At 69.5% G+C, this 24,376-nt stretch carries 22 protein-coding genes; 10 read left to right on the top strand and 12 right to left on the bottom strand.

Annotated features, from left to right (window positions below):
- Nucleotides 1-53 precede the first annotated feature (53 nt).
- The gene (locus tag ACIBLA_RS11015) at nucleotides 54-1,292 is read left to right on the top strand and encodes a hypothetical protein (RefSeq protein ID WP_399198420.1); all 1,239 of its coding nucleotides are present in this window, start codon (nucleotides 54-56) and stop codon (nucleotides 1,290-1,292) included.
- A 76-nt stretch (nucleotides 1,293-1,368) separates the two neighbouring features.
- Here ACIBLA_RS11015 and ACIBLA_RS11020 read toward each other — a convergent pair whose 3' ends face one another.
- The 8 genes from ACIBLA_RS11020 to ACIBLA_RS11055 all read right to left on the bottom strand — a co-directional run bounded on the left by ACIBLA_RS11020 (nucleotide 1,369) and on the right by ACIBLA_RS11055 (nucleotide 7,973).
- Entirely contained in the window at nucleotides 1,369-1,707 is a 339-nt protein-coding gene (locus ACIBLA_RS11020) for a metal-sulfur cluster assembly factor (protein WP_363241542.1), read from the bottom strand.
- Nucleotides 1,704-2,168: a Fe-S cluster assembly sulfur transfer protein SufU gene (sufU, locus tag ACIBLA_RS11025; protein ID WP_363241543.1), complete on the bottom strand. Its 465-nt coding sequence runs from the start codon at nucleotides 2,166-2,168 to the stop codon at nucleotides 1,704-1,706. The genes ACIBLA_RS11020 and sufU overlap by 4 nt, the downstream gene beginning before the upstream one ends.
- An 11-nt stretch (nucleotides 2,169-2,179) precedes the next feature.
- A complete protein-coding gene (locus ACIBLA_RS11030; protein WP_363241545.1) occupies nucleotides 2,180-3,436 on the bottom strand; it encodes a cysteine desulfurase in 1,257 nt (418 codons plus the stop codon).
- The gene (gene sufC / locus ACIBLA_RS11035; protein ID WP_363241546.1) at nucleotides 3,433-4,197 is read right to left on the bottom strand and encodes a Fe-S cluster assembly ATPase SufC; all 765 of its coding nucleotides are present in this window, start codon (nucleotides 4,195-4,197) and stop codon (nucleotides 3,433-3,435) included. The genes ACIBLA_RS11030 and sufC overlap by 4 nt, the downstream gene beginning before the upstream one ends.
- A gap of 7 nt (nucleotides 4,198-4,204) precedes the next feature.
- Nucleotides 4,205-4,522, bottom strand: a complete 318-nt coding sequence (locus ACIBLA_RS11040; RefSeq protein ID WP_363241547.1) for a non-heme iron oxygenase ferredoxin subunit — start codon at nucleotides 4,520-4,522, stop codon at nucleotides 4,205-4,207.
- Entirely contained in the window at nucleotides 4,522-5,700 is a 1,179-nt protein-coding gene (gene sufD, locus ACIBLA_RS11045) for a Fe-S cluster assembly protein SufD (protein WP_399198421.1), read from the bottom strand. Before sufD ends, ACIBLA_RS11040 begins: the two co-directional genes overlap by 1 nt.
- An 81-nt stretch (nucleotides 5,701-5,781) precedes the next feature.
- Nucleotides 5,782-7,203: a Fe-S cluster assembly protein SufB gene (sufB, locus tag ACIBLA_RS11050; protein ID WP_363241549.1), complete on the bottom strand. Its 1,422-nt coding sequence runs from the start codon at nucleotides 7,201-7,203 to the stop codon at nucleotides 5,782-5,784.
- The gene (locus ACIBLA_RS11055; protein WP_363241550.1) at nucleotides 7,200-7,973 is read right to left on the bottom strand and encodes an ArsR family transcriptional regulator; all 774 of its coding nucleotides are present in this window, start codon (nucleotides 7,971-7,973) and stop codon (nucleotides 7,200-7,202) included. The genes sufB and ACIBLA_RS11055 overlap by 4 nt, the downstream gene beginning before the upstream one ends.
- Before the next feature lie 169 nt (nucleotides 7,974-8,142).
- Here ACIBLA_RS11055 and ACIBLA_RS11060 point away from each other — a divergent pair, with 169 nt between their 5' ends.
- The 4 genes from ACIBLA_RS11060 to ACIBLA_RS11075 all read left to right on the top strand — a co-directional run bounded on the left by ACIBLA_RS11060 (nucleotide 8,143) and on the right by ACIBLA_RS11075 (nucleotide 13,934).
- Entirely contained in the window at nucleotides 8,143-9,078 is a 936-nt protein-coding gene (locus ACIBLA_RS11060; protein WP_363241551.1) for an ABC transporter ATP-binding protein, read from the top strand.
- 14 nt (nucleotides 9,079-9,092) lie between these two features.
- Complete coding sequence (locus ACIBLA_RS11065) at nucleotides 9,093-9,878, top strand: ABC transporter permease (RefSeq protein ID WP_399198468.1); 786 nt, start codon at nucleotides 9,093-9,095, stop codon at nucleotides 9,876-9,878.
- A gap of 78 nt (nucleotides 9,879-9,956) precedes the next feature.
- Nucleotides 9,957-10,934: a COX15/CtaA family protein gene (locus ACIBLA_RS11070; RefSeq protein WP_363241552.1), complete on the top strand. Its 978-nt coding sequence runs from the start codon at nucleotides 9,957-9,959 to the stop codon at nucleotides 10,932-10,934.
- A gap of 114 nt (nucleotides 10,935-11,048) precedes the next feature.
- Entirely contained in the window at nucleotides 11,049-13,934 is a 2,886-nt protein-coding gene (locus ACIBLA_RS11075; protein ID WP_363241553.1) for a BTAD domain-containing putative transcriptional regulator, read from the top strand.
- 71 nt (nucleotides 13,935-14,005) lie between these two features.
- Here ACIBLA_RS11075 and ACIBLA_RS11080 read toward each other — a convergent pair whose 3' ends face one another.
- The 4 genes from ACIBLA_RS11080 to ACIBLA_RS11095 form a co-directional block, all read right to left on the bottom strand.
- The gene (locus tag ACIBLA_RS11080) at nucleotides 14,006-14,587 is read right to left on the bottom strand and encodes a M23 family metallopeptidase (RefSeq protein WP_363241554.1); all 582 of its coding nucleotides are present in this window, start codon (nucleotides 14,585-14,587) and stop codon (nucleotides 14,006-14,008) included.
- Nucleotides 14,588-14,715: 128 nt separating this feature from the next.
- The gene (locus tag ACIBLA_RS11085; RefSeq protein ID WP_363241555.1) at nucleotides 14,716-15,831 is read right to left on the bottom strand and encodes an amidohydrolase family protein; all 1,116 of its coding nucleotides are present in this window, start codon (nucleotides 15,829-15,831) and stop codon (nucleotides 14,716-14,718) included.
- Nucleotides 15,832-15,901: 70 nt separating this feature from the next.
- Nucleotides 15,902-16,279 carry a hypothetical protein gene (locus tag ACIBLA_RS11090; protein WP_363241556.1) on the bottom strand — a complete coding sequence of 126 codons (378 nt, stop codon included), beginning with the start codon at nucleotides 16,277-16,279 and terminating at the stop codon, nucleotides 15,902-15,904.
- 41 nt (nucleotides 16,280-16,320) lie between these two features.
- Nucleotides 16,321-17,268 carry a heme o synthase gene (locus ACIBLA_RS11095; RefSeq protein WP_363241557.1) on the bottom strand — a complete coding sequence of 316 codons (948 nt, stop codon included), beginning with the start codon at nucleotides 17,266-17,268 and terminating at the stop codon, nucleotides 16,321-16,323.
- A 360-nt stretch (nucleotides 17,269-17,628) separates the two neighbouring features.
- Between ACIBLA_RS11095 and tkt the strand changes: the two genes are divergently transcribed.
- Genes tkt through pgl form a run of 5 tightly spaced genes read left to right on the top strand, consistent with a single transcriptional unit; the run spans nucleotide 17,629 to nucleotide 24,193 of the window.
- Nucleotides 17,629-19,707 carry a transketolase gene (gene tkt / locus ACIBLA_RS11100; RefSeq protein ID WP_363241558.1) on the top strand — a complete coding sequence of 693 codons (2,079 nt, stop codon included), beginning with the start codon at nucleotides 17,629-17,631 and terminating at the stop codon, nucleotides 19,705-19,707.
- 32 nt (nucleotides 19,708-19,739) lie between these two features.
- Nucleotides 19,740-20,858, top strand: a complete 1,119-nt coding sequence (gene tal, locus ACIBLA_RS11105; protein WP_363241559.1) for a transaldolase — start codon at nucleotides 19,740-19,742, stop codon at nucleotides 20,856-20,858.
- A gap of 4 nt (nucleotides 20,859-20,862) precedes the next feature.
- On the top strand, nucleotides 20,863-22,395 hold the full coding sequence (zwf, locus tag ACIBLA_RS11110; protein WP_363241560.1) for a glucose-6-phosphate dehydrogenase: 1,533 nt from the start codon (nucleotides 20,863-20,865) through the stop codon (nucleotides 22,393-22,395).
- Nucleotides 22,392-23,414: a glucose-6-phosphate dehydrogenase assembly protein OpcA gene (gene opcA, locus ACIBLA_RS11115; RefSeq protein ID WP_363241561.1), complete on the top strand. Its 1,023-nt coding sequence runs from the start codon at nucleotides 22,392-22,394 to the stop codon at nucleotides 23,412-23,414. Before zwf ends, opcA begins: the two co-directional genes overlap by 4 nt.
- Entirely contained in the window at nucleotides 23,411-24,193 is a 783-nt protein-coding gene (gene pgl / locus ACIBLA_RS11120; RefSeq protein ID WP_363241562.1) for a 6-phosphogluconolactonase, read from the top strand. Before opcA ends, pgl begins: the two co-directional genes overlap by 4 nt.
- Nucleotides 24,194-24,376: the final 183 nt, after the last annotated feature.

Here is a 24,376-nt window from a genome sequence, read left to right on the forward strand (position 1 = left end):
CCAGCGGCTACGGTGTCCCGGCCGGAGTGGCGACAACGCATCGGAGCAGAGCAGTGACGCAGGACGCGGGGTGGGGCGGCGGCGCGCAGGGCGGCGGGCCGCCGGGCGGATACGGACCGTACGGCGGTGGTGGGCCGCCCTACGGCGGTGGAACACCCCCTCCTTACGGAGGGCAGCCCCCGTACGGCGGGAGTCCGCCTCCGTACGGAAGCGGTCCCCCGCCCGACTGGGGCGGCTGGTCGCGCCCCCGCGGGCCGAAGCCCGGCGTGATACCGCTGAGCCCGCTCACTCTCGGCGAGATACTGAGCGGCGCGTTCCAGACGCTCGGCCGTCACTGGCAGCAGGTGCTCGGCATCGCGGTGGCGGTGTACGGCACCGCGCTCCTGGTCAGCGTCGGTGCGGTGGCCGTCGCGTACGCCGCCGTCGGTGACCGTCTGTCGGCCGTCGTCGACACACCGGACGACTCCACACCCGCCTGGGCCGACCTGCGGCCGCTGGTCATCGCCTTCGTCTGTCTCTGGATCGTGGTGACCGCGGCGATGCTGCTGGCCACCTCGATGATGCAGGCCTGCTGCCCGGTGATCGTCCAGGAGGCGGTGCTCGGCAGGCCGGTCAGGGTCGGCCCGACCCTGCTGCGGGCGCTGTCCCGTGTGGCCGCCGTGGCCGGAACGGTCTTCCTCAGCGGTCTGATCGCACTGGTCCCGGTCCTGCTGTTCATCGCCGGGGTGGTCTCCACCATCGTGACGGTCATCGCGCTGGGCGCCTGGGACCCGGCCGGCTGGCTGATCCCACTGGGCTTCCTCGGCGCTCTGATCCTCACGCCCCTGGCGATCTGGCTGTGGGTGCAGTTCAGCCTCGCCCCGGCGGTCGTCGTGGTCGAGTCACGGGGCCCCGTCGACGCGCTGCGCCGCTCGGCCGAGCTGGTCCGCGGCTCCTGGTGGCGGATCTGCGGCATCTCGCTGCTGGCCTTCGTGATCGCCTCGGTCGCGGGTCTGGTGCTCCAGCAGTTGCTCAATGTGCTGGGGATGTTCCCCAGCGCCTTCGGGTTCGGCTCGGAAGAGTTCAGGCACGAGCCGACCACGAGCGAGATCTTCATCACCGCGAGCGGCTATCTGATCGTGGTGCTGGTGAGCCAGCTGGTCAGCCAGATCTTCTCGACGACCTTCCCGCAGCTGGTGCTCAATCTGCTCTACATCGATCAGCGCATCCGTACGGAGGACCTGGCACCGGCACTGATCTCGGCGGCGTCGACCGCCCCGACCGCCCCGGCCGCTCCCCCTGGCGGCCCCTGAATCCCGGACACGTGAGCGGGCCCCACGATCCTGGTGATCGTGGGGCCCGCTCACGTACGCCTCGTAAGGCCGTGCCTCAGACGTTGAAGCCCAGCGCGCGCAGCTGCTCGCGGCCGTCGTCCGTGATCTTGTCCGGACCCCACGGCGGCATCCAGACCCAGTTGATCTTCAGCTCGTTGACAATGCCCTCCGTCGCCGACTTCGCCTGGTCCTCGATCACATCGGTCAGCGGACAGGCCGCCGACGTCAGCGTCATGTCGAGGGTGGCGACGTTGGAGTCGTCGATGTGGACGCCGTAGATCAGGCCCAGATTGACGACGTCGATGCCCAGCTCGGGGTCGACGACGTCGTACAGCGCCTCGCGGACCTCCTCCTCGGAGGCCGGCTTCATCATCACGGTCTCGTTCTCGCTCATGCCGTCTCCTTCTGCGCGGTGTCGCCCAGTGCCTGGGCCGTCGCGTCCTTCCACGCCATCCAGCTCAGCAGCGCGCACTTCACACGGGCGGGGTACTTGGAGACGCCGGCGAACGCCACGGCGTCCTCCAGCACCTCCTCCATGGCGTCGTCGGGCTCGATCTGGCCCTTGGACTGCATCAGCTCCAGGAACGCGCTCTGGATCTTCTGCGCGTCCGCCAGTTCCTTGCCGACCAGCAGGTCGTTCAGCACGGACGCGCTGGCCTGGCTGATGGAGCAGCCCTGGCCCTCGTACGACACGTCCGCGACGCGCGAGCCGTCGTACTTCACGCGCAGGGTGATCTCGTCACCGCACGTCGGATTGACGTGGTGCACCTCCGCGTCGCCGTCCCGCAGACCGCGCCCGTGGGGGTGCTTGTAGTGGTCCAGGATGACTTCCTGGTACATGGAATCCAGCTTCACCGGTCAATCCCTCATCCGAAGAAATTACGGACGTGCTCCAGCCCGTCGACCAGTGCGTCGACCTCGGACTGCGTGGAGTACAGATAGAACGACGCTCGCGTGGTCGCCGGAATTCCGTACCGCAGGCAGACGGGCCGCGCGCAGTGGTGACCGACCCGGACAGCGATGCCCTGCTCGTCCAGCACCTGACCCACGTCGTGCGGGTGGATGTCTCCGAGTGTGAAGGAGATCGTGGCGCCGCGCTCCTCGGCCGTGGAGGGGCCGATGATCCGCAGGTCCGGGACGTCGAGCAGCCGCTTCACCGCGTACTCGGTGATGGCGTGCTCATGCGCGGCGATCTTGTCCATGCCGATCGCGCTCAGATAGTCCACGGCCGCGCCGAGGCCGACGGCCTGGGCGACCGGAGGCGTACCCGCCTCGAACTTGTGCGGAGCGGGGGCGTATGTCGACGAGTGCATCGACACGGTCTCGATCATCTCGCCGCCGCCGAGGAACGGCGGCAGGTCCTCCAGCAGCTCCTGCCGGCCCCACAGGACGCCGATGCCGGTCGGGCCGCACATCTTGTGGCCCGTGAAGGCCACGAAGTCGGCCTGGAGCGCCTGCACGTCGACCGCGGCGTGCGGGGCGGCCTGCGAGGCGTCGATCAGCACCAGCGCGCCGACCTCCTGGGCGCGGCGGACGATCGCCTCGACGGGGTTGACCGTGCCCAGGATGTTCGAGATCAGCACAAAGGAGACGATCTTCGTCTTCTCGGTGATGATCTCGTCGATGTTCGACAGGTCGAGCCGGCCGTCGTCGGTGAGACCGAACCACTTCAGCTTCGCTCCGGTGCGCTGCGAGAGCAGCTGCCACGGCACGATGTTGGAGTGGTGCTCCATCTCCGTGATGACGATCTCGGTCTCGTGGTCCACGCGGTAGGGCTCGTCCGCCCAACCCAGCATGTTCGCCACGAGGTTGAGCGACTCCGAGGCGTTCTTGGTGAAGATCACCTCGTCACGGCTCGGCGCGTTGATGAACGCGGCGACCTTGTCGCGCGCGCCCTCGTAGAGCGCCGTGGCCTCCTCGGCGAGCACATGGACGCCGCGGTGCACGTTGGCGTTGTGCTGCTCGTAGTACTCGTTGAGGGCGTCGAGCACCTGGCGCGGTTTCTGCGACGTCGCCGCGTTGTCCAGATACACGATCTTCTTCCCGTCGTGGACCACACGGTCCAACAAGGGGAAGTCCTTGCGGATCGCCTCGGTGTCGAGAAGGCCCGGCAGCTGTGTCACGCGGTGACGCCACCCTTCACGTACGCCTCGTAGCCCTCGTTCTCCAGCTTGTCCGCGAGCTCGGCGCCGCCGGACTCGGCGATACGGCCCTGCGCGAAGACATGCACGAAGTCGGGCTTGATGTAGCGGAGGATCCGCGTGTAGTGCGTGATCAGCAGCGTGCCGACCTCTCCGCTCTCCCGGACGCGGTTGACGCCCTCGGAGACGACCCGCAGCGCGTCGACGTCCAGACCGGAGTCCGTCTCGTCGAGGATCGCGACCTTGGGCTTGAGCAGTTCGAGCTGAAGGATCTCGTGGCGCTTCTTCTCGCCGCCGGAGAAGCCTTCGTTGACGTTGCGCTCGGCGAACGCGGGGTCCATCTGGAGCTGTTCCATCGCGGTCTTGACCTCCTTCACCCACGTACGCAGCTTGGGTGCCTCGCCGCGCATGGCGGTGGCGGAGGTGCGCAGGAAGTTGGAGACCGAGACGCCGGGGACCTCGACGGGGTACTGCATCGCGAGGAAGAGCCCGGCGCGGGCGCGCTCGTCGACGGTCATCTCCAGGACGTCCTCGCCGTCCAGCGTCACGGTGCCACCGGTGATCGTGTATTTGGGGTGGCCCGCGATGGAGTACGCGAGGGTCGACTTGCCGGAGCCGTTGGGGCCCATGATGGCGTGCGTCTCGCCCTGCTTGACGGTCAGGTCGACGCCCTTGAGGATCGCGCGGGCGCCGCCCTCCGCCTCGACAGTGACGTGCAGGTCGTTGATTTCAAGGGTTGCCATGGGTGACTCAGGACTCCTGGGTGACGGAGACGAGCACATCGTCCCCTTGGATCTGTACGGGGTATACGGGGACGGGGCGCGTCGCGGGCAGGCTGTTCGGCTTTCCGGTACGCAGGTCGAAGCTGGAGCCGTGCAGCCAGCACTCGATCGAGCAGTCCTCGACCTCTCCCTCGGAGAGGGAGACGTTGGCGTGCGAGCAGATGTCGTTGATCGCGAACACCTCGCCCTCGGTACGGACGACGGAGACCGGTATGCCGTCGAGTTCCACCCGCTTCGGGGTGTCCTCTTCCAGCTCGGTCAGTCCACAGACTCGGACGAAGGCCATCAGACTGACGCCTCCAGCTCCGCCTCGATCTTGGCCAGCAGGCGCTCCTCGACGTCCGGCAGTCCGATCTGCTGGACCAGCTCGGCGAAGAAACCGCGGATGACGAGGCGACGGGCCTCGACCTGCGGGATGCCGCGCGACATCAGGTAGAACAGCTGCTCGTCGTCGAAGCGGCCGGTGGCCGAGGCGTGTCCGGCGCCGGCGATCTCGCCGGTCTCGATCTCCAGGTTCGGTACGGAGTCGACGCGGGCACCGTCCGTGAGGACCAGGTTCCGGTTCATCTCGTAGGTGTCGGTGCCCTCGGCGACCACGCGGATGAGCACGTCACCGATCCAGACGGCGTGCGCGTCGTCGCCCTGGAGCGCGCCCTTGTAGACGGCGTTGGACTTGCAGTGCGGCGCGTTGTGGTCGACCAGGAGCCGGTGCTCCTGGTGCTGGCCCTTGTCGGTGAAGTAGAGGCCGAACAGCTCGGCCTCGCCGCCGGGGCCCGCGTACTGCACGCGCGGGTGGAGCCGTACGACGTCGCCGCCGAAGGTGACCACGATCGACTTGAACGAGGCGTCCCGGCCGACCAGCGCGTTGTGCTGGGCGACATGGACGGCCTCGGCGTTCCAGTCCTGCACGGACACGACGGTCAGCTTGGCGCCGTCGCCGACGAGGAAGTCGACGTTGGCGGCGACCACCGCGTCACCGGTGTGGTCCATGACCACGACCGCCTCGGCGAAGGCGCCCAGCTCGACCACCTGGTGCACGAAGCCGGTGCCGCCCTGACCGTGCACGGTGATCCGGATCGGCTCGGTGAGCACCGCCTCCTTGGGAACGGAGACGACCGACGCCTTCTCGAACGAGGTGTACGCCTGGGCGGCCACCCGGTCCACCGGCGTACCGGCCCTGCCCACGCGCGGGTCGTCGCGGCCGACGGTCTCCTGGGTGACACCCGCGGGGGTGTACACCTCCGTACGGATAAGGCCGTCTGCGACGGCCGTCCCGTCCTGGAGACCGCGCAGCCGCTCCAGCGGCGTGAACCGCCACTCCTCCTCGCGGCCGTGCGGAACGGGGAAGTCCGCGACGTCGTAGGACGGCGGCGCGCTCATGCGCGTGGCGACGGTCGACTCGGCGGCCACCGCGATCGAACCGGCGGTGGTGGAACCCACCGGAATGTTCTGAGCCTCAGCCATGGCTGTCGTCGTGCTCTCTCTCTGCCTCTTGGGGACTCTTGGGGAATCGGTCGCTGCGGCGGGCTGCCGCTCGGGGCGGCGTCAGCCGACGGAGCCTTCCATCTGGAGTTCGATCAGCCGGTTGAGCTCCAGGGCGTACTCCATGGGCAGTTCCTTGGCGATCGGCTCCACGAAGCCGCGCACGATCATCGCCATGGCCTCGAACTCGGTCATGCCGCGGCTCATCAGGTAGAAGAGCTGGTCCTCGGAGACCTTGGAGACCGTCGCCTCGTGCCCCATCGACACGTCGTCCTCGCGGACGTCCACGTACGGATAGGTGTCGGAGCGCGAGACGGTGTCGACCAGCAGCGCGTCACAGAGCACGTTGGACTTGGATCCGGGCGCGCCCTCACCGATCTCGATGAGACCTCGGTAGGAGGTACGGCCGCCGCCTCGCGCCACCGACTTGGAGACGATGTTCGAGGAGGTGTTCGGGGCCATGTGGACCATCTTGGCGCCGGCGTCCTGGTGCTGGCCCTCGCCCGCGAAGGCGATGGACAGGGTCTCGCCCTTGGCGTGCTCGCCCATCAGGTAGACGGCCGGGTACTTCATGGTGACCTTGGAGCCGATGTTGCCGTCGACCCATTCCATGGTCGCGCCCTCGTAGGCCACGGCACGCTTGGTGACGAGGTTGTAGACGTTGTTCGACCAGTTCTGGATCGTCGTGTAACGGCACCGGCCGCCCTTCTTGACGATGATCTCGACCACGGCGCTGTGCAGCGAGTCCGAGGAATAGATCGGCGCCGTGCAGCCCTCGACGTAGTGGACGTAGGCGTCCTCGTCGACGATGATCAGCGTCCGCTCGAACTGGCCCATGTTCTCCGTGTTGATACGGAAGTAGGCCTGGAGCGGGATCTCGACATGCACGCCCTTCGGCACGTAGATGAACGAACCGCCGGACCACACGGCCGAGTTCAGCGAGGCGAACTTGTTGTCGCCGACCGGGATGACCGTGCCGAAGTACTCCTGGAACAGCTCGGGGTGCTCCTTGAGAGCGGTGTCCGTGTCCAGGAAGATGACGCCCTGCTCCTCCAGGTCCTCGCGGATCTGGTGGTAGACGACCTCCGACTCGTACTGGGCCGCGACACCGGCGACGAGGCGCTGCTTCTCCGCCTCGGGGATGCCGAGCTTGTCGTACGTGTTCTTGATGTCCTCGGGCAGGTCCTCCCAGGACTCGGCCTGCTTCTCCGTGGACCGGACGAAGTACTTGATGTTGTCGAAGTCGATGCCCGACAGGTCGGAGCCCCAGCTCGGCATCGGCTTCTTGCCGAACAGCTTCAGTCCCTTGAGACGGAGCTTCAGCATCCACTCCGGCTCGTTCTTCTTCGCCGAGATGTCGCGGACGACCTCTTCCGAGAGCCCCCGCTTCGCGGTGGCACCGGCCGTGTCGGAGTCGGCCCAGCCGTATTCGTACTTGCCCAGTCCGTCGAGCTCAGGATGGGCGGTCTCCGTGGGGAGCGTCATGCGGGGTTCCTCCCGGCCGTGCTTTCGGATGCGTGATGTTCGGTCTGCGGTGTATCGGTCTGTGGTGGGACGCCGTGCCCGGCGCCGTGGGGGATGAACGTCGTGCACACCCCGTCGCCGTGGGCGATGGTCGCGAGACGCTGCACATGGGTCCCGAGCAGCTCGGAGAAGAATTCCGTCTCCGCCTCGCACAACTGCGGATACTTCTCGGCCACGTGGGCCACCGGGCAGTGGTGCTGGCAGAGCTGCTCGCCCTGCTGATGCGGTGCGCTACGAGCCGTAGCAGCGTACCCGTCGGCACTCAGTGCCCTGGCGAGCGCGTCCGTGCGCTTCTCGGGTGAGGCGGCTCCGACCGCCTCGCGGTAAGCCCCCGCCTGGGTGGCGATCCGGTCGCGCGCGAACGCGGCGACGGCCGCCTCCCCCTCGGCGCCGCCGCCCGCGCCTCGGGCGATCCACTCGATGGCGTCGGCGGCGAGCTTGTCGTACGACTGGTCGAAGGCGTCCCTGCCGCAGTCGGTGAGGGCGAACACCTTGGCGGGCCGGCCACGTCCGCGTGAGCCGTAGACTCGCTGGTCACGAGGCTCCACGACGGCGTCGGCCGCGAGTGCGTCGAGATGGCGGCGGACGGCGGCCTGGGTGAGCTTCAGGCGCCCCGCGAGATCGGAGACGGTGGACGGGCCGTGATCCAGGATGGAGCGCGCGACCCGATTTCGCGTGGAACGCTCACCGGTCGCGAGTTCCTCCTGCGGAGCCTCGCCGACGTATTTCACAACGCCATTGTTGCGTAATTCCTTGACGAGTGACAACAGCCGTCGGAAACCGCGCGTGGTGCCCTGCGTCACTTAGGGTCACCTAAGAAGATCGGGGGTGGCCACCCGGACGAGGGGTTCGTCCGCCCCCGGAACGGGGGCGCCGGTTGCCGCTGCCTAGACTCACGGCATGCGCAGCGTCGTCGGAGAGCCGGTGGTCCAGGTCCGGGGCCTGGTCAAGCGGTACGGGGCCAAGACCGCGGTGAACGGCCTGGATCTGGCGTTCCGGGCGGGCACGGTGTCCGCGGTCCTCGGGCCCAACGGAGCCGGCAAGACCACCACGATCGAGACCTGCGAGGGCTATCGCAGACCGGACGAGGGCACCGTACGCGTCCTCGGACTCGACCCCGTGACCGACGCGGCGCGGCTGCGCCCCCGGATCGGCGTGATGCTCCAGTCCGGCGGCGTGTACTCCGGCGCCCGCGCGGAGGAGATGCTGCGCCACATGGCCGCGCTGCACGCGAACCCCCTGGACGTGACCGCGCTGATCGAGCGTCTCGGGCTCGGCGGCTGCGGCCGTACGCCCTACCGGCGGCTCTCCGGCGGGCAGCAGCAGCGGCTCTCGCTCGCCATGGCGGTCGTGGGCCGGCCCGAGCTGGTGTTCCTGGACGAGCCGACCGCGGGGCTCGACCCGCAGGCCCGCCGCTCCACCTGGGACCTGGTGCGCGAGCTGCGCGCCGACGGCGTGAGCACCGTGCTCACCACGCATTTCATGGACGAGGCCGAGGAACTGGCCGACGACGTCGCCATCATCGACGCCGGCCGGGTCGTGGCGCACGGCACCACCGAGCAGCTGTGCCGGGGCGGCGCCGAGAACAGCCTGCGTTTCACCGGCCGCCCCGGACTCGACCTCGGCTCACTGCTCAAGGCGCTGCCCGACGGATCGGCCGCCGCCGAACCGGCGCCGGGCGCCTACCGGATCGGCGGCACGATCGATCCGCAGCTGCTCGCGACGGTGACGTCCTGGTGCGCGCAGCACGGGGTGATGCCGGACAAGATCTCCGTCGAACGGCACACGCTGGAGGACGTCTTCCTCGAACTGACCGGCAAGGAGCTGCGTTCATGAGCACCGATACGGAGATGAGTACCGGTGCGGAGACGGGCACCGGTACGTACGCGCCCGCCCCGGGCGCGGCGCCGCTGTCGCGGATGATCGCCGCGCAGACGGCCTTCGAGACGAAGATGCTGCTGCGCAACGGTGAGCAGCTGCTGCTGACCGTGATCATCCCGAGTCTGCTGCTGGTGCTGTTCTCGACGGTCGAGATCATCGACACGGGCGCGGGTGACTCGGTCGACTTCCTGGCTCCCGGTGTCCTCGCCCTGGCCGTGATGTCGACGGCCTTCACCGGACAGGCCATCGCGACGGGGTTCGAACGGCGTTACGGGGTGCTCAAGCGGCTCGGTGCGTCACCGCTGCCGCGCTGGGCCCTGATGACCGCCAAGACGCTCTCCGTACTGGTCACCGAAGTGCTCCAGATCCTGCTGCTGACGGTCATCGCGTTCGCGCTCGGCTGGTCGCCGGAGGGCAACCCTCTCACCGTACTGCTGCTGCTCGTGCTCGGGACGGCCGCGTTCTCGGGACTGGGGCTGCTGATGGCGGGGACGCTCAGGGCCGAGGCGACGCTGGCCGCGGCGAATCTGGTGTTCGTGCTGCTGATGGTGGGCGGTGGCGTGATCGTACCGATGGACAAGTTCCCCGAAGCGGCACAGACATTGCTCGGTCTGCTGCCGATCTCGGCCCTCTCCGAGGGCCTGCGGGACGTGCTCCAGCACGGTGCGGGGATGCCCTGGGACGACCTCGGGGTGCTGGCCGCCTGGGCAGTGCTCGGGCTCGGGACCGCGGCGCGCTTCTTCCGCTGGGAGTAGGTCCCTCGGCTGCGGACGGGGTGCGCGCGGCTGCGCGCGGGGACCCCTCGTGACCGCGTTCACAAGCCCCCGCCTACCATGGTGGCCGTGTGGAACCCCCTCGACTACATCGCCCAGCGCTGGACGCCCTCCCCCCGCATCCTCAGGCGCGCCGCGCTCTCCGCCGTCGTGATGACCGTCGTCATCATCGTCACCGGAGGCGCCGTCCGGCTCACGGGCTCCGGGCTCGGCTGCGACACCTGGCCGAAGTGCTCGGACGACAGCCTGTTCGCGACGTCCGAACAAGGTCTGCACGGCGCGATCGAGTTCGGCAACCGCATGCTGACGTACGTCCTGTCGGCGGCCGTCGGCTGGGCCATCGTCGCCTCCCGGTCGGTCAAGCCCCGGCGGCGCGGCCTCACCCGGCTCGCCTGGAGCATGTTCTGGGTCGTCCTGCTGAACGCCGTGATGGGCGGCATCACGGTCCATATGGAGCTCAACCCCTGGACGGTGGCGGTCCACTTCCTGCTCGCCAACGCCCTGCTCACCGTCACCGTGATCGTCTGGCAGCGCACCCGCGAGGGCGACTCGACGCCCCGGCCACGGGTCCCGCGTCCCGTACGGAAGCTGTCCTGGGCGCTGGTCGCCGCGACGGCCCTGCTGATCACCCTGGGCACGACGGTGACCGGTTCCGGCAAGCACGCGGGCGACAGCAGCGACGTGCCGCGCATGCCGTTCGACTGGATCGACGCGGCGCACGTGCACGCGGCGGCTGCCTGGCTGGTCTGCGCGCTGGCGATCGCGATGTGGCTGGTACTGCGCGTCGTGGACGCTCCCGACGACACCCGCGCGCGGGCGCGCGACCTGCTGATCGTCCTGCTCGCGCAGGGCGGTGTGGGCTATGTCCAGTTCTTCAGCGATGTGCCCGAGTTCCTGGTCGGCATCCATATGCTCGGCTCCGCGCTGACCTGGATCGCGGTGCTGCGGCTCGCGTTGAGCCTGCGTGAACGGCCCGTGGTGGACCCGGAGATCCCGGCGCAGGCGGACCCGGCCGACCCGGCGCTCTCCACGGCCTGAGCGGCCCCGGCCCCTTACGTTCCGTCCCGGCTCGGCAGCGAGCGGTAGGTCTGTTCGACCTCTTCGTGCACCAGTACGCTGTGCCCGGAGTCACCGACTGTCGCGGAGGCACGGGTGGGGGAACCGACATTCGGGGTGCTGGGTCCACTACAGGTGCGGGTGGATGGCGTCCCGGTCCGCATCGGTGGCCCCAAGCCGAGAGCGATTCTCGCCACATTGCTGTTGCAGCCGGGCGGTTTCGTCTCGCTCGACGTGCTGACCGAGGTCCTGTGGCCCGGCGGTGCTCCCCGGTCCGCGGTGGCCAACGTACGGACGTACGTGCGCGCGCTCCGTCGGGCGCTGTCCGAGGCGGGGGTCGCCACCGACGGGCTCAGCACCCAGCCGTCGGGGTACGCGTTCGATGTCGCACCCGACGACATCGACATGCTGCTCTTCGAACAGCGGCTGGACCGGGCCCGCGCGGAGCGCGACCGCGGCAACAACGCCGCCTCGTTGCGCGGCTACGAATCGGCACTCGGCCTCTGGCGCGGCAGCGTGCTGCAGGACGTGCCGTCCAGTGTGGTGTGGGATCCGGCGATCACCAGGGCCGAGGAAGCACGATCGGTCGCCGTCGACGAATGTCTCGACCTGCGGCTGCGCACGGGAGACTACGTGCCGCTGATCGCCGAGTTGCGGTCCCGCCTCACCGAGGACCCGCTGCGGGAGGACCTGTGGCAGATGCTGGTGCGCGCACTGCACAGCTCGGGCCGCACCATCGAGGCCCGCTCCGCGTACGCCAAAGCCGAGCGGATCCTCGCCGCAGAGCTCGGCATCGAGCCGGGCGCCTCCTTGCGCCACGCCGGGGAGGAGGCCAACGGCTATGTCGGCCGGCGCCGCGCGACGCTCTCGCCGGTGTGCCAACTGCCCATCGATGTACCGGACTTCACGGGTCGCACCGAGGAGATCGCCGCACTGGAAGGACTGCTGTCGGCGGCCGGCCGACAGCCGGTCGTCGGGGTCTTGACGGGTCCGCCGGGTTCTGGGAAGTCCACACTGGCGGTTCATGTGGCGCATCGGGTGCGTGACGCCTTTCCCGACGGCCAGCTCTTCGTCGATCTGGGTGGAATGGGCGCTCAGCCGCGCGAGTCGGCCGACGTCCTGGCCGAGATGTTGCGCGGTCTCGGTGTCATCGACAGCGCCATTCCCGGTGAATTGAGTGAGCGGGCCGCGCTGTTCCGCTCACGCCTGGCACAGCGGCGGTTCCTCATCGTCCTGGACGACGCCGTCGGCAGTTCACAGGTGCGTTCCCTGCTCCCGGGAACTGGGGGATCAGCGGTGCTCGTCAGCTCACGGCGCCGTATGCCGGGGCTGCCGGCGCACCACGTCCCCATCGGAGTGATGAAACACGACGAGGCCCGCGCACTGTTCGGCACGATCGTCGGACCGGACCGGCTGCACCTGGAAGGAGCGGACACCGACCGGGTGCTCGCCGGCTGCGGCTCGCTGCCACTGGCCGTACGGATCGCCGGCTCCCGGCTGGCGAACCGGCCGGGCTGGACCGTCGGCACGCTGGCCGACCTCCTGCACGACGAGCGCGGACGGCTGGACCAGCTCCAGACGGGTGAGATGGAGGTACGGGCGAGCGCGGAGCTGAGCTACCGGCATCTGCCCGAGCAGGCCGCGACGGCCTTCCGCGCCTTCGGGCAGCTGGCCGACGAGCCGGTGGCGGGCTGGCTCGTCGCGGTGGCCATGGGGCGTGCCGACGAGGCCGCGAAGGAACTGGAGACGCTGGCCGACGAGCATCTGGTCGAGGTGGTGGGCACCGACCCTCTCGGGCTGCAGCGTTACCGCATGCACAACCTGCTGCGCTGCTACGCCCAGGAGCTGGCCGAGTCGGACGATTCCGGCGTACGCGCGCGGCGCCGGCTGGAGGTCGTCGACACCTTGATCGCGCTCGCCCGCCGCGCCAATGCGGCGATGCCCACGCGTTTCCTCGGAGTACTCGGTGAGTCGGCCCGACCGGCCGGGCCCGCCACCGCGATCTCGCCCGCGGTGGATGCCTGGCCCGTGCAGTGGTTCGAAACAGAACGCCGCCTCCTTGTCGCCGCCGTGGAATCCGCGTTACGCCTCGGTCACGTCTCCCGGGCCGCCGATCTCGCGATCGAGCTGGCGGGTTTCTTCGACATGCGCGGCTACTACGCCGACTGGCTGCGGACGCATCAGCTCGTGCTCGACGCGACGCCGGCTCCGTCCGACGCGCAGGCCGCGGCGCTGCTCCGCAACATGGGCCAGCTCCACCTTTACGGGGACCGGTACACCGACGCGGTCGCGTCGTTCGAAACCTCGCGTGCTCTCTTCGCCGGTCTCGGGCACCTGTCCGGCGAGGCGATGGCCGCGGTGGGGGCCGGGTCCGTGTACCGGGTCATCAATGACCTCGATGCCGCGCTGGAGAGGTTCGTCGCGGCATTGCGCGGATTCGGCGAGGCCGGTGACCGGCACGGCGAAGCGGTCGCATGCAACGCGATCGCCTCGGTGTGGTTGGAGCGGCGGGACCCCGAGGCCGCGGCGCCGTGGCTCGACGGTGCTCTGGAGCTGTCCCGCGAGGTCGGCGACCGGCACCGCGAGGCACAGGTGCGCCGCCGGATCGCGGTGATGCACGAACTGCGCGGCGAACCACACGTCGCGCGGGCCGAACTGGAGTGCGCACTCGCCATCTTCGACGATCTGGCCGACACGCACTGCGCGGCCTGTGTGCAGCAGAGCATCGGGGAGCTGTGCTTGCAACAGGGCGACGCCGGCCAGGCGTCCGCGCTGCTGGTCGATGCGCTCGTCGTACAACAGCAGCTCGGTGATCGCCGGGCGGAGGCGCGTGTCGCGTGCCTGCTGGGCGAGTTGCACCACGCGACCGGCCGGGAGCAGACCGCGAGGCGCTACTTCCACCGTTCGCTGTCCACGTGGCGCCGGCTCGACGCTCGCGATCAGGCCGAACTCGTCGACGCGAAGCTGCGGTTGCTGAACTGACGTGCACTGGTGGGCCGTCGCCGACGAACGCGGTGCCGGCCGCGTGGCCAGCACCGGTCGTACACACTCCGTCAGCCGCACCTGTTGTTGCTGGTCTGGTAGCGCGTCAGGTAGTCGTTCCACTGGACGCCCTGGATGACCGCGACGACGACCGATCCGTTGTGTATCTGCTCGTAGTGCAGGTGCGGAGAGAGGTCGTAGAGCGCGGACGTGGCGCCTACTTCTCCGATCCGCTGGCCGATCGTGACCGTCTGGCCCTTCTGGACGTCACGGGTCTTCAGGTGCGCGTAGCGCGTCTGCCAGCCGTCTCCGTGCCCGATCACGATGGTGTTGCCGTAACCGGTGTCCGTGGCGTAGTACGAGGAGAGGACCGTGCCGCCGGCGCTGGCGAACACCCGACGGCCGAGGTCGTCCGGGTTGCCGCTGGAGTCGTAGTGGTTCCAGTCGATCGCGTGCGCCGGGCTGTGTCCGTTCCAGTTGCTGCCGCGCCAGCTCTGGCCACAGTCGAACGGCATCTTGAAGATGGGTCGGCTCGCGATCAGCGCATCTGCCGGCGAGGCTTCCTGCGGGGCCGCGACGGCGGCCGAAGCCGTGACAGTGAGAGTGACAACCACGCTCACAGCCGCCAGAAGCCGACCGATATGTCTCTGCATGCTCTTCCCCTTGAAGTCGGTGACTGGAAGATTCAAGGAGGCGGGCATACAAAGTGGATACAACTCTGTGAGCGGCAGCTGGGTGCGCTCAACGGCTCGCTGAGGGCGAGGAGTTCGCCGAAGTCCCGTCAGACGTCGTCCAGGCCGTAGACCCGGCGGGCGTTGCCCGAGGCGATCAGCTCCGCAACGCGCTGCGCGTCAGCGAGCGCCCACGAACCGTCCGCCGCCCAGCCGCCGAGCACCCGTGCCAGTGCCTGCCGGAAGACCCGCGCACCGACGACGTGCAGTTCGGGCAGCCCGCGCGCGCCGCTGGAGTAGAGCAGCTTCCCGAAAGGCGCCAGCTCCAGCACCTGTGCCAGTACGTCCGCCGCGCGCGCCCCGGTGTGCGCGAGGGCCGGGCCGAGATCCACGTACACGTGCGGGAAGGCCGCGGCGAGCCGGGCCGCGTGCCGGTGGTAGGGCCGGCCGGGCAGCAGCACCAGGTCGGTGCCGAGCCCGGCCGTGGCCGCCGCGAAGTCGGCGACGGGCGCGGGCCTCCCGTCGGCGCAGGCGCCCCCGCAGCCCTCGCCGCCGCCCGCGTGCAGTTGGAGCGGCAGCCCGGTGGCGACGGCGGTCCACAGCAGATTCCGCAGCAGTACGGGGTCGGTGAGCCGGCCGCCCACCCGCCGCCCGGCGAGCCACCGTCCGGCGGCGGCGCGAACCTCTCCGGGGCCGGGCGGCTCGGACGCCGGGGCGGCGCCGTGGCGCAGGGCGGCCACGGACACGAAGGCGACGGCCGAGCCGGCCGCCGTGTGCACGGCGTGGGCGAGGTTGGCGAGCAGTGAGTCGACGGTGCCCGAGGTGTCGGCCACCTGCTGGGCGAGCAGTTCGAGCCGTACGATCTCGCGCGCCTCGGCTCCACCGGCCGCCGCGATCTCCTCGGGGCCGGTCAGATCGCCGGGCAGCCCGGTGTCGACGAGATAGGTGGTGATGCCGGTGCCCCGCAGCAGCAGCCGGCCGGCCTCCAGGACGCCCAGCTCGCGGCGCCGGGCCAGATAGGCGGCGGGCGAGATGTGCGGCTCCAGTCCGAGGAGCGGCGGGCACCAGCGCCGTACAGCGAATCCGGTCTGGGTGTCGAAGAAGGTGGTGCCGGCGGCGGGCGGCCCGGCGGTCCTGCCGAGCTGGGCCTCGAAGGTGCCGAGGCCCAGCTCCGTACGGAGGACACCGTGGCAGTTCTGGTCCACCAGAGTCGTTGTCTCGATCATGGGGCTTCCCGTCGTGGACCGTTTCCCTACAGTCCTAACGGGCAAGGAGCGCTCGGGTGTTGGTCTGTCCTCAATCGCCGGGGCCGTTGGCCGGTCCGCCGACCTGGATGCCGGCCATCCGCGTCCACTCGTACGGCCCGGTGCGGACCTTCGCGGCGAACTCGCCGTCGAAGGCCTCGTGCACCGTGATCCCGGCCTTTTCGACGGCCTTCAGCGCCACGTCGTGCGAGGGGGCGACCAGGTCGCCCCAGTCGCCGTCCTGCGCCACGAGCACGATGCGGGTGCCCGCCCGGCCCAGATACGCGAGCTGTCCCTCGGCGCCGCCGTGCGCCCGCGCGAACGCGCCGATGTGCTTGGCCAGTCGGGCCGCGCGGCGCTCGTCCCTTACGGCCTGGCGGCTCGCACGCGTGCCGTCGCCGCTCTGCTCGTCAACCTCGGTCTCTGCCATGGACGACATGCTACCGACGGGTAGTGGAACCGTGCCGGGGACTACCGCAGGAAGGGGTCCACCGCGACGGCCACGAAGAGCAGCGAGACATAGGTGATCGACCAGTGGAACAGCCGCATCTCCTTGAGCTTGCCGCCCGTCGCACCGGACTTGGCACGCGACTGGAGCCCGTGTGCCTCCCAGAGCCACCAGCCGCCGGCCACCAGCGCCACCGATGTGTAGAACCAGCCGGTGTAGCCGAGCGGCGTCAGCAGCAGCGACACCGCCACCATCACCCAGCTGTAGAGGACGATCTGGCGCGCGACCACCTGGTTCGACGCGACGACGGGCAGCATGGGCACGCCCACCCGCGCGTAGTCCTCGCGCACCTTCATCGACAGCGGCCAGTAGTGCGGCGGCGTCCAGAAGAACATGACGAGGAAGAGGATGACGGCGGCCCAGGACAGCGAGTTGGTGACCGATGACCAGCCGATGAAGACCGGCATGCAGCCCGCGATGCCGCCCCAGACGATGTTCTGCGAGGTGCGCCGCTTGAGGATCATCGTGTAGACGACGACGTAGAAGAGGAGCGCGCCGAGCGCGAGCGCCGCCGACAGCCAGTTGACGAGCAGACCGAACCAGAGCGTCGAGATCACGGCCAGGGAGAGCCCGAAGGCGAGGCCTTCGCGGGGCGACACCATGCCGGTGACCAGCGGGCGCTGCGACGTGCGGTCCATCAGCGCGTCGATGTCACGGTCGATGTACATGTTCAGCGCGTTGGCGCCGCCGGCGGAGAGATAGCCGCCGACGCAGGTGACGACCATCAGCCAGAAGTCCGGTGCGCCCTGCTCGGCCAGGAACATCACGGGAACCGTGGTGATGAGCAGCAGCTCGATGATCCGTGGTTTGGTCAGCGCCACGAACGCCTTGACACGGGCTCCGAACGGCCGATGGCCCCCCGGGCTCGGAGTCAGGACGACCCCTGCGGGTCGGGACTCGACGGCCGTCACGCACACCCCAGACAGAGAAATCCCAGCAAGCTCCGGGCGTGAAGGCCCGGTAAAGACTTGCGCGTACCACGCCACTCTAGACGTTGCCCATATGCCGTTCTTCTCGGGGGTGCGCTCGTGTTGACGCCTGCTCGAAGCCTTATGCGCGCGGTCGGAGTTCGCCGTCGCGGTGTCGCTCGGGAAAGGCGCCGGGCCTCCCGCCCGATGCCCGCCGGGCACCCCAGCGCCACCCTGACGATGTCTCTTCTTTACGGAAGTGGACGGGAATGGTCGCGCAGCGCCACAAGGGTAGGCTCGGCGGCGAACCGGTGCGCCCTCAGACACCGGGATTCGACATGTGGAGAGGAGCCCTGACTCAGGGTGAGCACCAAGCCGACCACCACAGATCTCGAAGAGTGGACCGATCTGGACCGCAAGGCGGTCGATACCGTCCGTGTCCTGGCCATGGACGCCGTACAGAAGGTCGGCAACGGCCATCCCGGTACGGCGATGAGCCTGGCCCCCGCCGCCTACGTGCTCTTCCAGAAGTTGATGCGGCACGACCCGGCCGACGCGCAGTGGACCGGGCGTGACCGGTTCGTACTCTCCGCGGGCCACTCGTCGCTGACTCTCTACATCCAGCTCTACCTCGCGGGTTACGGCCTGGAGCTGGACGACCTCAAGGCGTTCCGCACCTGGGAGTCGAAGACTCCGGGTCACCCGGAGTACGGCCACACGGTCGGCGTCGAGACCACCACCGGGCCGCTCGGCCAGGGTGTCGCCAACGGTGTCGGCATGGCGATGGCCGCCCGTTACGAGCGCGGCCTGTACGACCCCGACGCGGCGCCTGGCACCTCCCCCTTCGACCACACCATCTGGGTGATCGCGGGTGACGGCTGTCTCCAGGAGGGTGTCTCCGGCGAGGCGTCGTCGCTGGCCGGCCACCAGAAGCTCGGCAATCTCGTCCTGCTGTGGGACGACAACCACATCTCCATCGAGGGTGACACCGAGACGTCCGTCTCCGAGGACACCCTGGCGCGGTACGAGGCGTACGGCTGGCACGTCCAGCGCGTCGAGCAGCTGCCGAACGGCGACCTCGACCCGGCGGGTCTGGCGCGGGCGCTCAAGGCCGCGCAGGACGAGACGGAGCGCCCGTCGTTCATCGCCGCGCGCTCGATCATCGCCTGGCCCGCCCCGCACGCGCAGAACACCGAGGCCGCGCACGGCTCGGCGCTGGGCGACGAGGAGGTCGCCGCGACCAAGCGGGTGCTGGGCTTCGACCCCGAGCAGACCTTCGAGGTCGGCGACGAGGTCCTGGCGCACACCCGGCTGGCGCTCGACCGGGGCCGGGAGACGCGCGCCGAGTGGGAGAAGACGTTCGCCGCGTGGCGTACGGCCAACCCGGAGCGTGCCGCGACGTTCGACCGGATCCGCGCGGGCGAGCTGCCCGAGGGCTGGGAGACGAAGCTGCCGGTCTTTGAGACCGGCAAGGGTGTGGCCACCCGCGCCGCCTCCGGCAAGGTGCTCCAGGCTCTCGGTGCGGTCATCCCCGAGCTGTGGGGCGGCTCCGCCGACCTGGCGGGGTCCAACAACACCACGATCGACAAGACGTCGTCGTTCCTCCCGGCGGGCAACCCGCTGCCGGAGGCCGACCCGTACGGCCGCACGGTGCACTACGGCATCCGTGAGCACGCCATGGGTTCGACGATGAACGGCATCGCGCTGCACGGCAACACCCGTATCTACGGCGGCACTTTCCTGGTGTTCTCCGACTACATGCGCCCGGCCGTCCGGCTCGCGGCGCTGATGCAGGTGCCCGTCACGTACGTCTGGACGCATGACTCGATCGGTCTCGGCGAGGACGGCCCGACGCACCAGCCGGTCGAGCACCTGGCCGTCCTGCGGGCCATCCCCGGTCTCAACATCGTGCGTCCCGCCGACGCCAACGAGACGGCGATCGCCTGGCGCGAGATCCTCAAGCGGCACGCCAAGGGCGCGCCGCACGGACTGGCGCTGACGCGTCAGGGTGTGCCGACGTACGAGGCCAACGAGGGCGCGGCCAAGGGCGGTTACGTGCTGTTCGAGGCCGAGGGCGGCGAGCCCGAGGTCGTACTCATCGGTACCGGCTCCGAGGTCCAGCTGGCGGTCGAGGCGCGCGAGCTTCTTCAGGAGGCGGGCATCGCGACCCGCGTCGTGTCGATGCCGTCGGTCGAGTGGTTCGAGGAGCAGGACCAGGCCTACCGGGACAGTGTGCTGCCGCCCTCCGTGAAGGCGCGGGTGGCGGTCGAGGCCGGGATCGGGCTCACCTGGCACCGTTTCGTGGGCGACGCCGGCCGCGTCGTGTCGCTGGAGCACTTCGGTGCCTCGGCCGACGGCAAGGTCCTCTTCCGGGAGTTCGGCTTCACCGCGGACGCGGTCGCGGCCGCCGCTCGGGAATCTCTGGCAGCCGTCGCGCGCTGACGTAGGTATAAGACATAGGAGATGCAACTCTCATGACAGACGCACTCAAGCGCCTCTCCGACGAAGGCGTCGCGATCTGGCTCGACGACCTGTCGCGCAAGCGCATCACATCCGGCAATCTCGCCGAACTCATGGATCAGCAGCACGTCGTGGGCGTGACGACCAATCCCTCGATCTTCCAGAAGGCGATCTCCGGCGGCGACGGCTACGAACCGCAGCTGACGGACCTCGCGACCCGCCGGGTGACCGTCGAGGAAGCCGTCCGCATGATCACGACGGCGGACGTCCGTGACGCCGCCGACATCCTGCGGCCGGTGTTCGACGAGACGCAGGGCCAGGACGGCCGTGTCTCGATCGAGGTCGACCCCCGGCTGGCGCACAACACGGCGGCGACCGTCGCGGAGGCCAAGCAGCTGGCCTGGCTGGTGGACCGCCCGAACACGTACATCAAGATCCCCGCCACCCGCGCGGGGCTCCCCGCGATCACCGAGACGATTGCCCGGGGCATCAGTGTCAATGTGACGCTGATCTTCTCGCTGGAGCGCTACCGCGAGGTCATGGACGCCTACCTGGCGGGTCTGGAGAAGGCGAAGGCCTCGGGCCTGGACCTTTCGAAGATCTTCTCGGTGGCGTCCTTCTTCGTGTCCCGTGTGGACACCGAGATCGACAAGCGGCTCGGCGCGCTGGGCACGGACGAGGCGAAGGCCGCGCGCGGCAAGGCCGCGGTCGCCAACGCCCGCCTGGCCTACGAGGCGTACGAAGACGTCTTCGGCACCGACCGCTGGGCGGCGCTGGACCGTGCCCAGGCCAACAAGCAGCGTCCGCTGTGGGCCTCGACGGGCGTCAAGGACCCCGCGTACCGGGACACGATGTACGTCGACGACCTGGTGGCCCCGCACACCGTGAACACCATGCCGGAGGCCACGCTGGACGCGGTCGCCGAGCACGGAGCGGTCACCGGTGACACCGTGAAGGGTACGTACGACCAGGCGCGCGCGGATCTCGAAGCCATCGAGAAGCTGGGCATCTCCTACGACGACGTCGTCCAGCTGCTGGAGGACGAGGGCGTGGAGAAGTTCGAGAAGGCCTGGACCGACCTGCTCAAGTCGACCGAGGCGGAGCTGAAGCGCCTCGCCCCTTCGGAGGACTGAACCCTTGACCGCAACCCACGGAGCGAATCCGCTTCGTGACGCCGCGGACCGACGGCTCCCGCGTATCGCGGGGCCGTCGGGCCTGGTCATCTTTGGCGTCACGGGCGATTTGTCCCGTAAAAAGTTGATGCCTGCCGTCTACGACCTCGCCAACCGCGGACTGCTGCCGCCGGGCTTCTCGCTCGTCGGCTACGCCCGTCGCGAGTGGCAGGACGAGGATTTCGCGCAGGAGGTCCACGACGCCGTCAAGGCGCACGCCCGTACGCCGTTCCGGGAGGAGGTCTGGCAGCAGCTCATCCAGGGGATGCGCTTCGTCCAGGGTGACTTCGACGACGACCAGGCCTTCGAGAATCTGAGGTCCACGATAGAGGACCTCGACAAGGTGCAGGGTACGGGCGGCAACTTCGCCTTCTACCTCTCCGTACCGCCGAAGTTCTTCCCCAAGGTCGTCAAGCAGCTCAAGAAGCACGGGCTGGCCGACCAGCAGGAGGGCTCCTGGCGGCGTGCCGTCATCGAGAAGCCGTTCGGCCACGACCTGGTCTCCGCGCAGGAGCTGAACAAGGTCGTGCACGAGGTCTTCCCCTCGAACGAGGTCTTCCGGATCGACCACTACCTGGGCAAGGAGACCGTCCAGAACATTCTGGCGCTGCGCTTCGCCAACACCCTCTTCGAGCCGATCTGGAACCGGTCGTACGTCGACCATGTGCAGATCACCATGGCCGAGGACATCGGCATCGGCGGCCGGGCCGGCTATTACGACGGCATCGGCGCCGCGCGTGACGTCATCCAGAACCACCTTCTCCAGCTCCTCGCGCTCACCGCCATGGAGGAGCCCGCCTCCTTCGACGCGGACGCGCTGGCAGCCGAGAAGACCAAGGTGCTCGGCGCCGTACGCCTGCCGCACGACCTCGGCAAGGACACGGTGCGCGGGCAGTACGCCGCGGGCTGGCAGGGCGGCGAGAAGGCCGTCGGCTATCTCCAGGAAGACGGCATCGACTCCAAGTCGAAGACCGACACCTACGCCGCGGTGAAGGTGGAGATCGACAACCGCCGCTGGGCGGGTGTGCCGTTCTACCTCCGTACGGGCAAGCGGCTCGGCCGCCGGGTCACCGAGATCGCGGTCGTGTTCCAGCGGGCCCCGCACTCTCCCTTCGACCACACTGCGACCGAGGAGCTGGGGCAGAACGCCCTGGTCATCCGGGTGCAGCCGGACGAGGGCGTGACCATGCGGTTCGGTTCCAAGGTGCCCGGCACGGCGATGGAGGTGCGGGACGTCTCGATGGACTTCGCCTACGGCGAGTCGTTCACCGAGTCCAGCCCCGAGGCGTACGAGCGGCTGCTGCTCGACGTGCTGCTCGGCGACTCCAACCTCTTCCCCCGTACGGAGGAGGTCGAGCTGTCCTGGAAGATCCTCGACCCGATCGAGCACTACTGGGACAAGCACGGCAAGCCCGCGCAGTACGAGTCCGGGACCTGGGGTCCGGTCGAGGCGGACGAAATGCTCGCACGACACGGACGGAGCTGGCGTCGGCCATGAAGATCGACCTTACGGACACCACGTCCAGCAAGATCAACAAGGCGCTGGTCGAGGGACGCCGGGCCATCGGCACCCCGGCCGTCGGCATGGTCCTCACCCTGGTCCTCGTCACCGACGAGGAGAACGCGTACGACGCGCTCAAGGCCGCCAACGAGGCGTCGCGCGAGCACCCCTCGCGCAAGCTGGTCGTCGTCAAGCGGTTCTCCCGCTCGGCACGCGACCGGTCCAAGGCGCGCCTCGACGCCGAGGTGCGGGTGGGTGTGGAGGCGGGCACCGGCGAGACAGTCGTCCTGCGGCTGTACGGCGAGGTCATCGAGCATGCCCAGTCGGTCGTCCTGCCGCTGTTGCTGCCGGACGCGCCCGTCGTGGTGTGGTGGGCGGCCAACGCGCCGGACAACCCCGCGAAGGACCCGCTGGGCACGCTGGCCCAGCGCCGGGTGACGGACACGTACGCCGCCGAGAACCCGATCGACGAGCTGAAGGCCCGCGCCACCGTCTACACCCCCGGCGACACGGACCTGGCGTGGAGCCGGATCACACCGTGGCGCTCGATGCTGGCCGCCGCGCTGGACCAGGTCGACTGCAAGGTCACCTCGGTCCGGGTGGAGGGCGAGGAGCTGAACGCGAGCTGCGAGCTGCTGGGCATGTGGCTCGCCGAGCGGCTGCACGTCCCGGTCACCCGCGCGGTCTCGGCCGGCCCCGGCCTCACGGCCGTGCGGATGGAGACCGACTGCGGGCCGATCGAGCTGCGGCGTTCGGACGGCTCCCTGGCGACGCTGTCCATCGAAGGCCAGCCGGACCGGGCGGTGGCGCTCAACCGGCGGGAGACCTCGGAGCTGATCGCCGAGGAGCTGCGCAGGCTCGACCCGGACGACACGTACGCGGCGACGCTGCGGTTCGGCCTGGACCGGCTGGAGTCGGCGAAAACTGACACCTCCGGCGACGACGGCGACGGCGCTCCGGCGGCGAAGAAGGCGGCTCCCCCGCGTGGGTCGGCCAAGAAGGCGGCGTCGAAGTGAGCGTTCCGCAACTCGTCGTCCACCGGGACAAGGAGCTGATGGCGCAGGCCGTCGCGGCCCGGCTGATCACGAAGATCGTGGACGCCCAGGCCGCGCGCGGCTTCGCGTCGATCGTCCTGACCGGCGGGCGCAACGGCAACGGCCTGCTGGCCGCGCTGTCCGAGGCGCCGGCACGGGACGCGGTCGACTGGACCCGGCTCGACCTCTGGTGGGGCGACGAACGCTTCCTGCCGGAGGGCGACCCGGAGCGCAACATCACCCAGGCGCGGGCCGCGCTGCTGGACTCGGTGCCGCTGGACCCCTCGCGGGTGTACGCGATGCCGGCCTCCGACGGCGCGTACGGCTCCGACATCGAGGCAGCCGCCGCCGCGTACGCGACCGAACTGGCCGCGTCCGCACGGCCGGAGGACCACGCGCGGGTCCCGTCCTTCGACGTGCTGATGCTCGGCGTGGGGCCGGACACGCACGTGGCCTCGCTCTTCCCCGAGCTGCCGGGCGTCCGGGAGACCGAGCGCACGGTGGTCGCGGTGCGCGGCGCGCCGAAGCCGCCGCCGCTGCGGATCTCACTGACTCTGCCGGCGATCCGGGCGGCGCACGAGGTGTGGCTGCTGGCGGCGGGCGAGGACAAGGCGGAGGCGGCGGAGATCGCTCTCTCCGGCGCGGGCGAGATCCAGGCGCCGGCGGCGGGCGCACAGGGGCGGGCGCGGACGCTGTGGCTGCTGGACGAGGCGGCGGCGTCGAAACTGCCGCGCGCGCTTTATCCACAGGCGTCCGCCTGATTCGGCGGTGTACGTCAGATCGGGCGGCGTACGTCCGAACTGACGCGCCTGCCTGACGGGGTGTCATATCACTCGCAGCGACGGCCCGGTTCGCCTTCTCGGTGGCCGGGCCGTCGTGCGTTTCCCGCCGCTTACCGGCCTCCGCGCCGGATACATATCGTCACTTTCGCGGCCGATGGACAC

This window comes from Streptomyces sp. NPDC050433 (assembly GCF_044458565.1).
GTDB lineage: Bacteria > Actinomycetota > Actinomycetes > Streptomycetales > Streptomycetaceae > Streptomyces.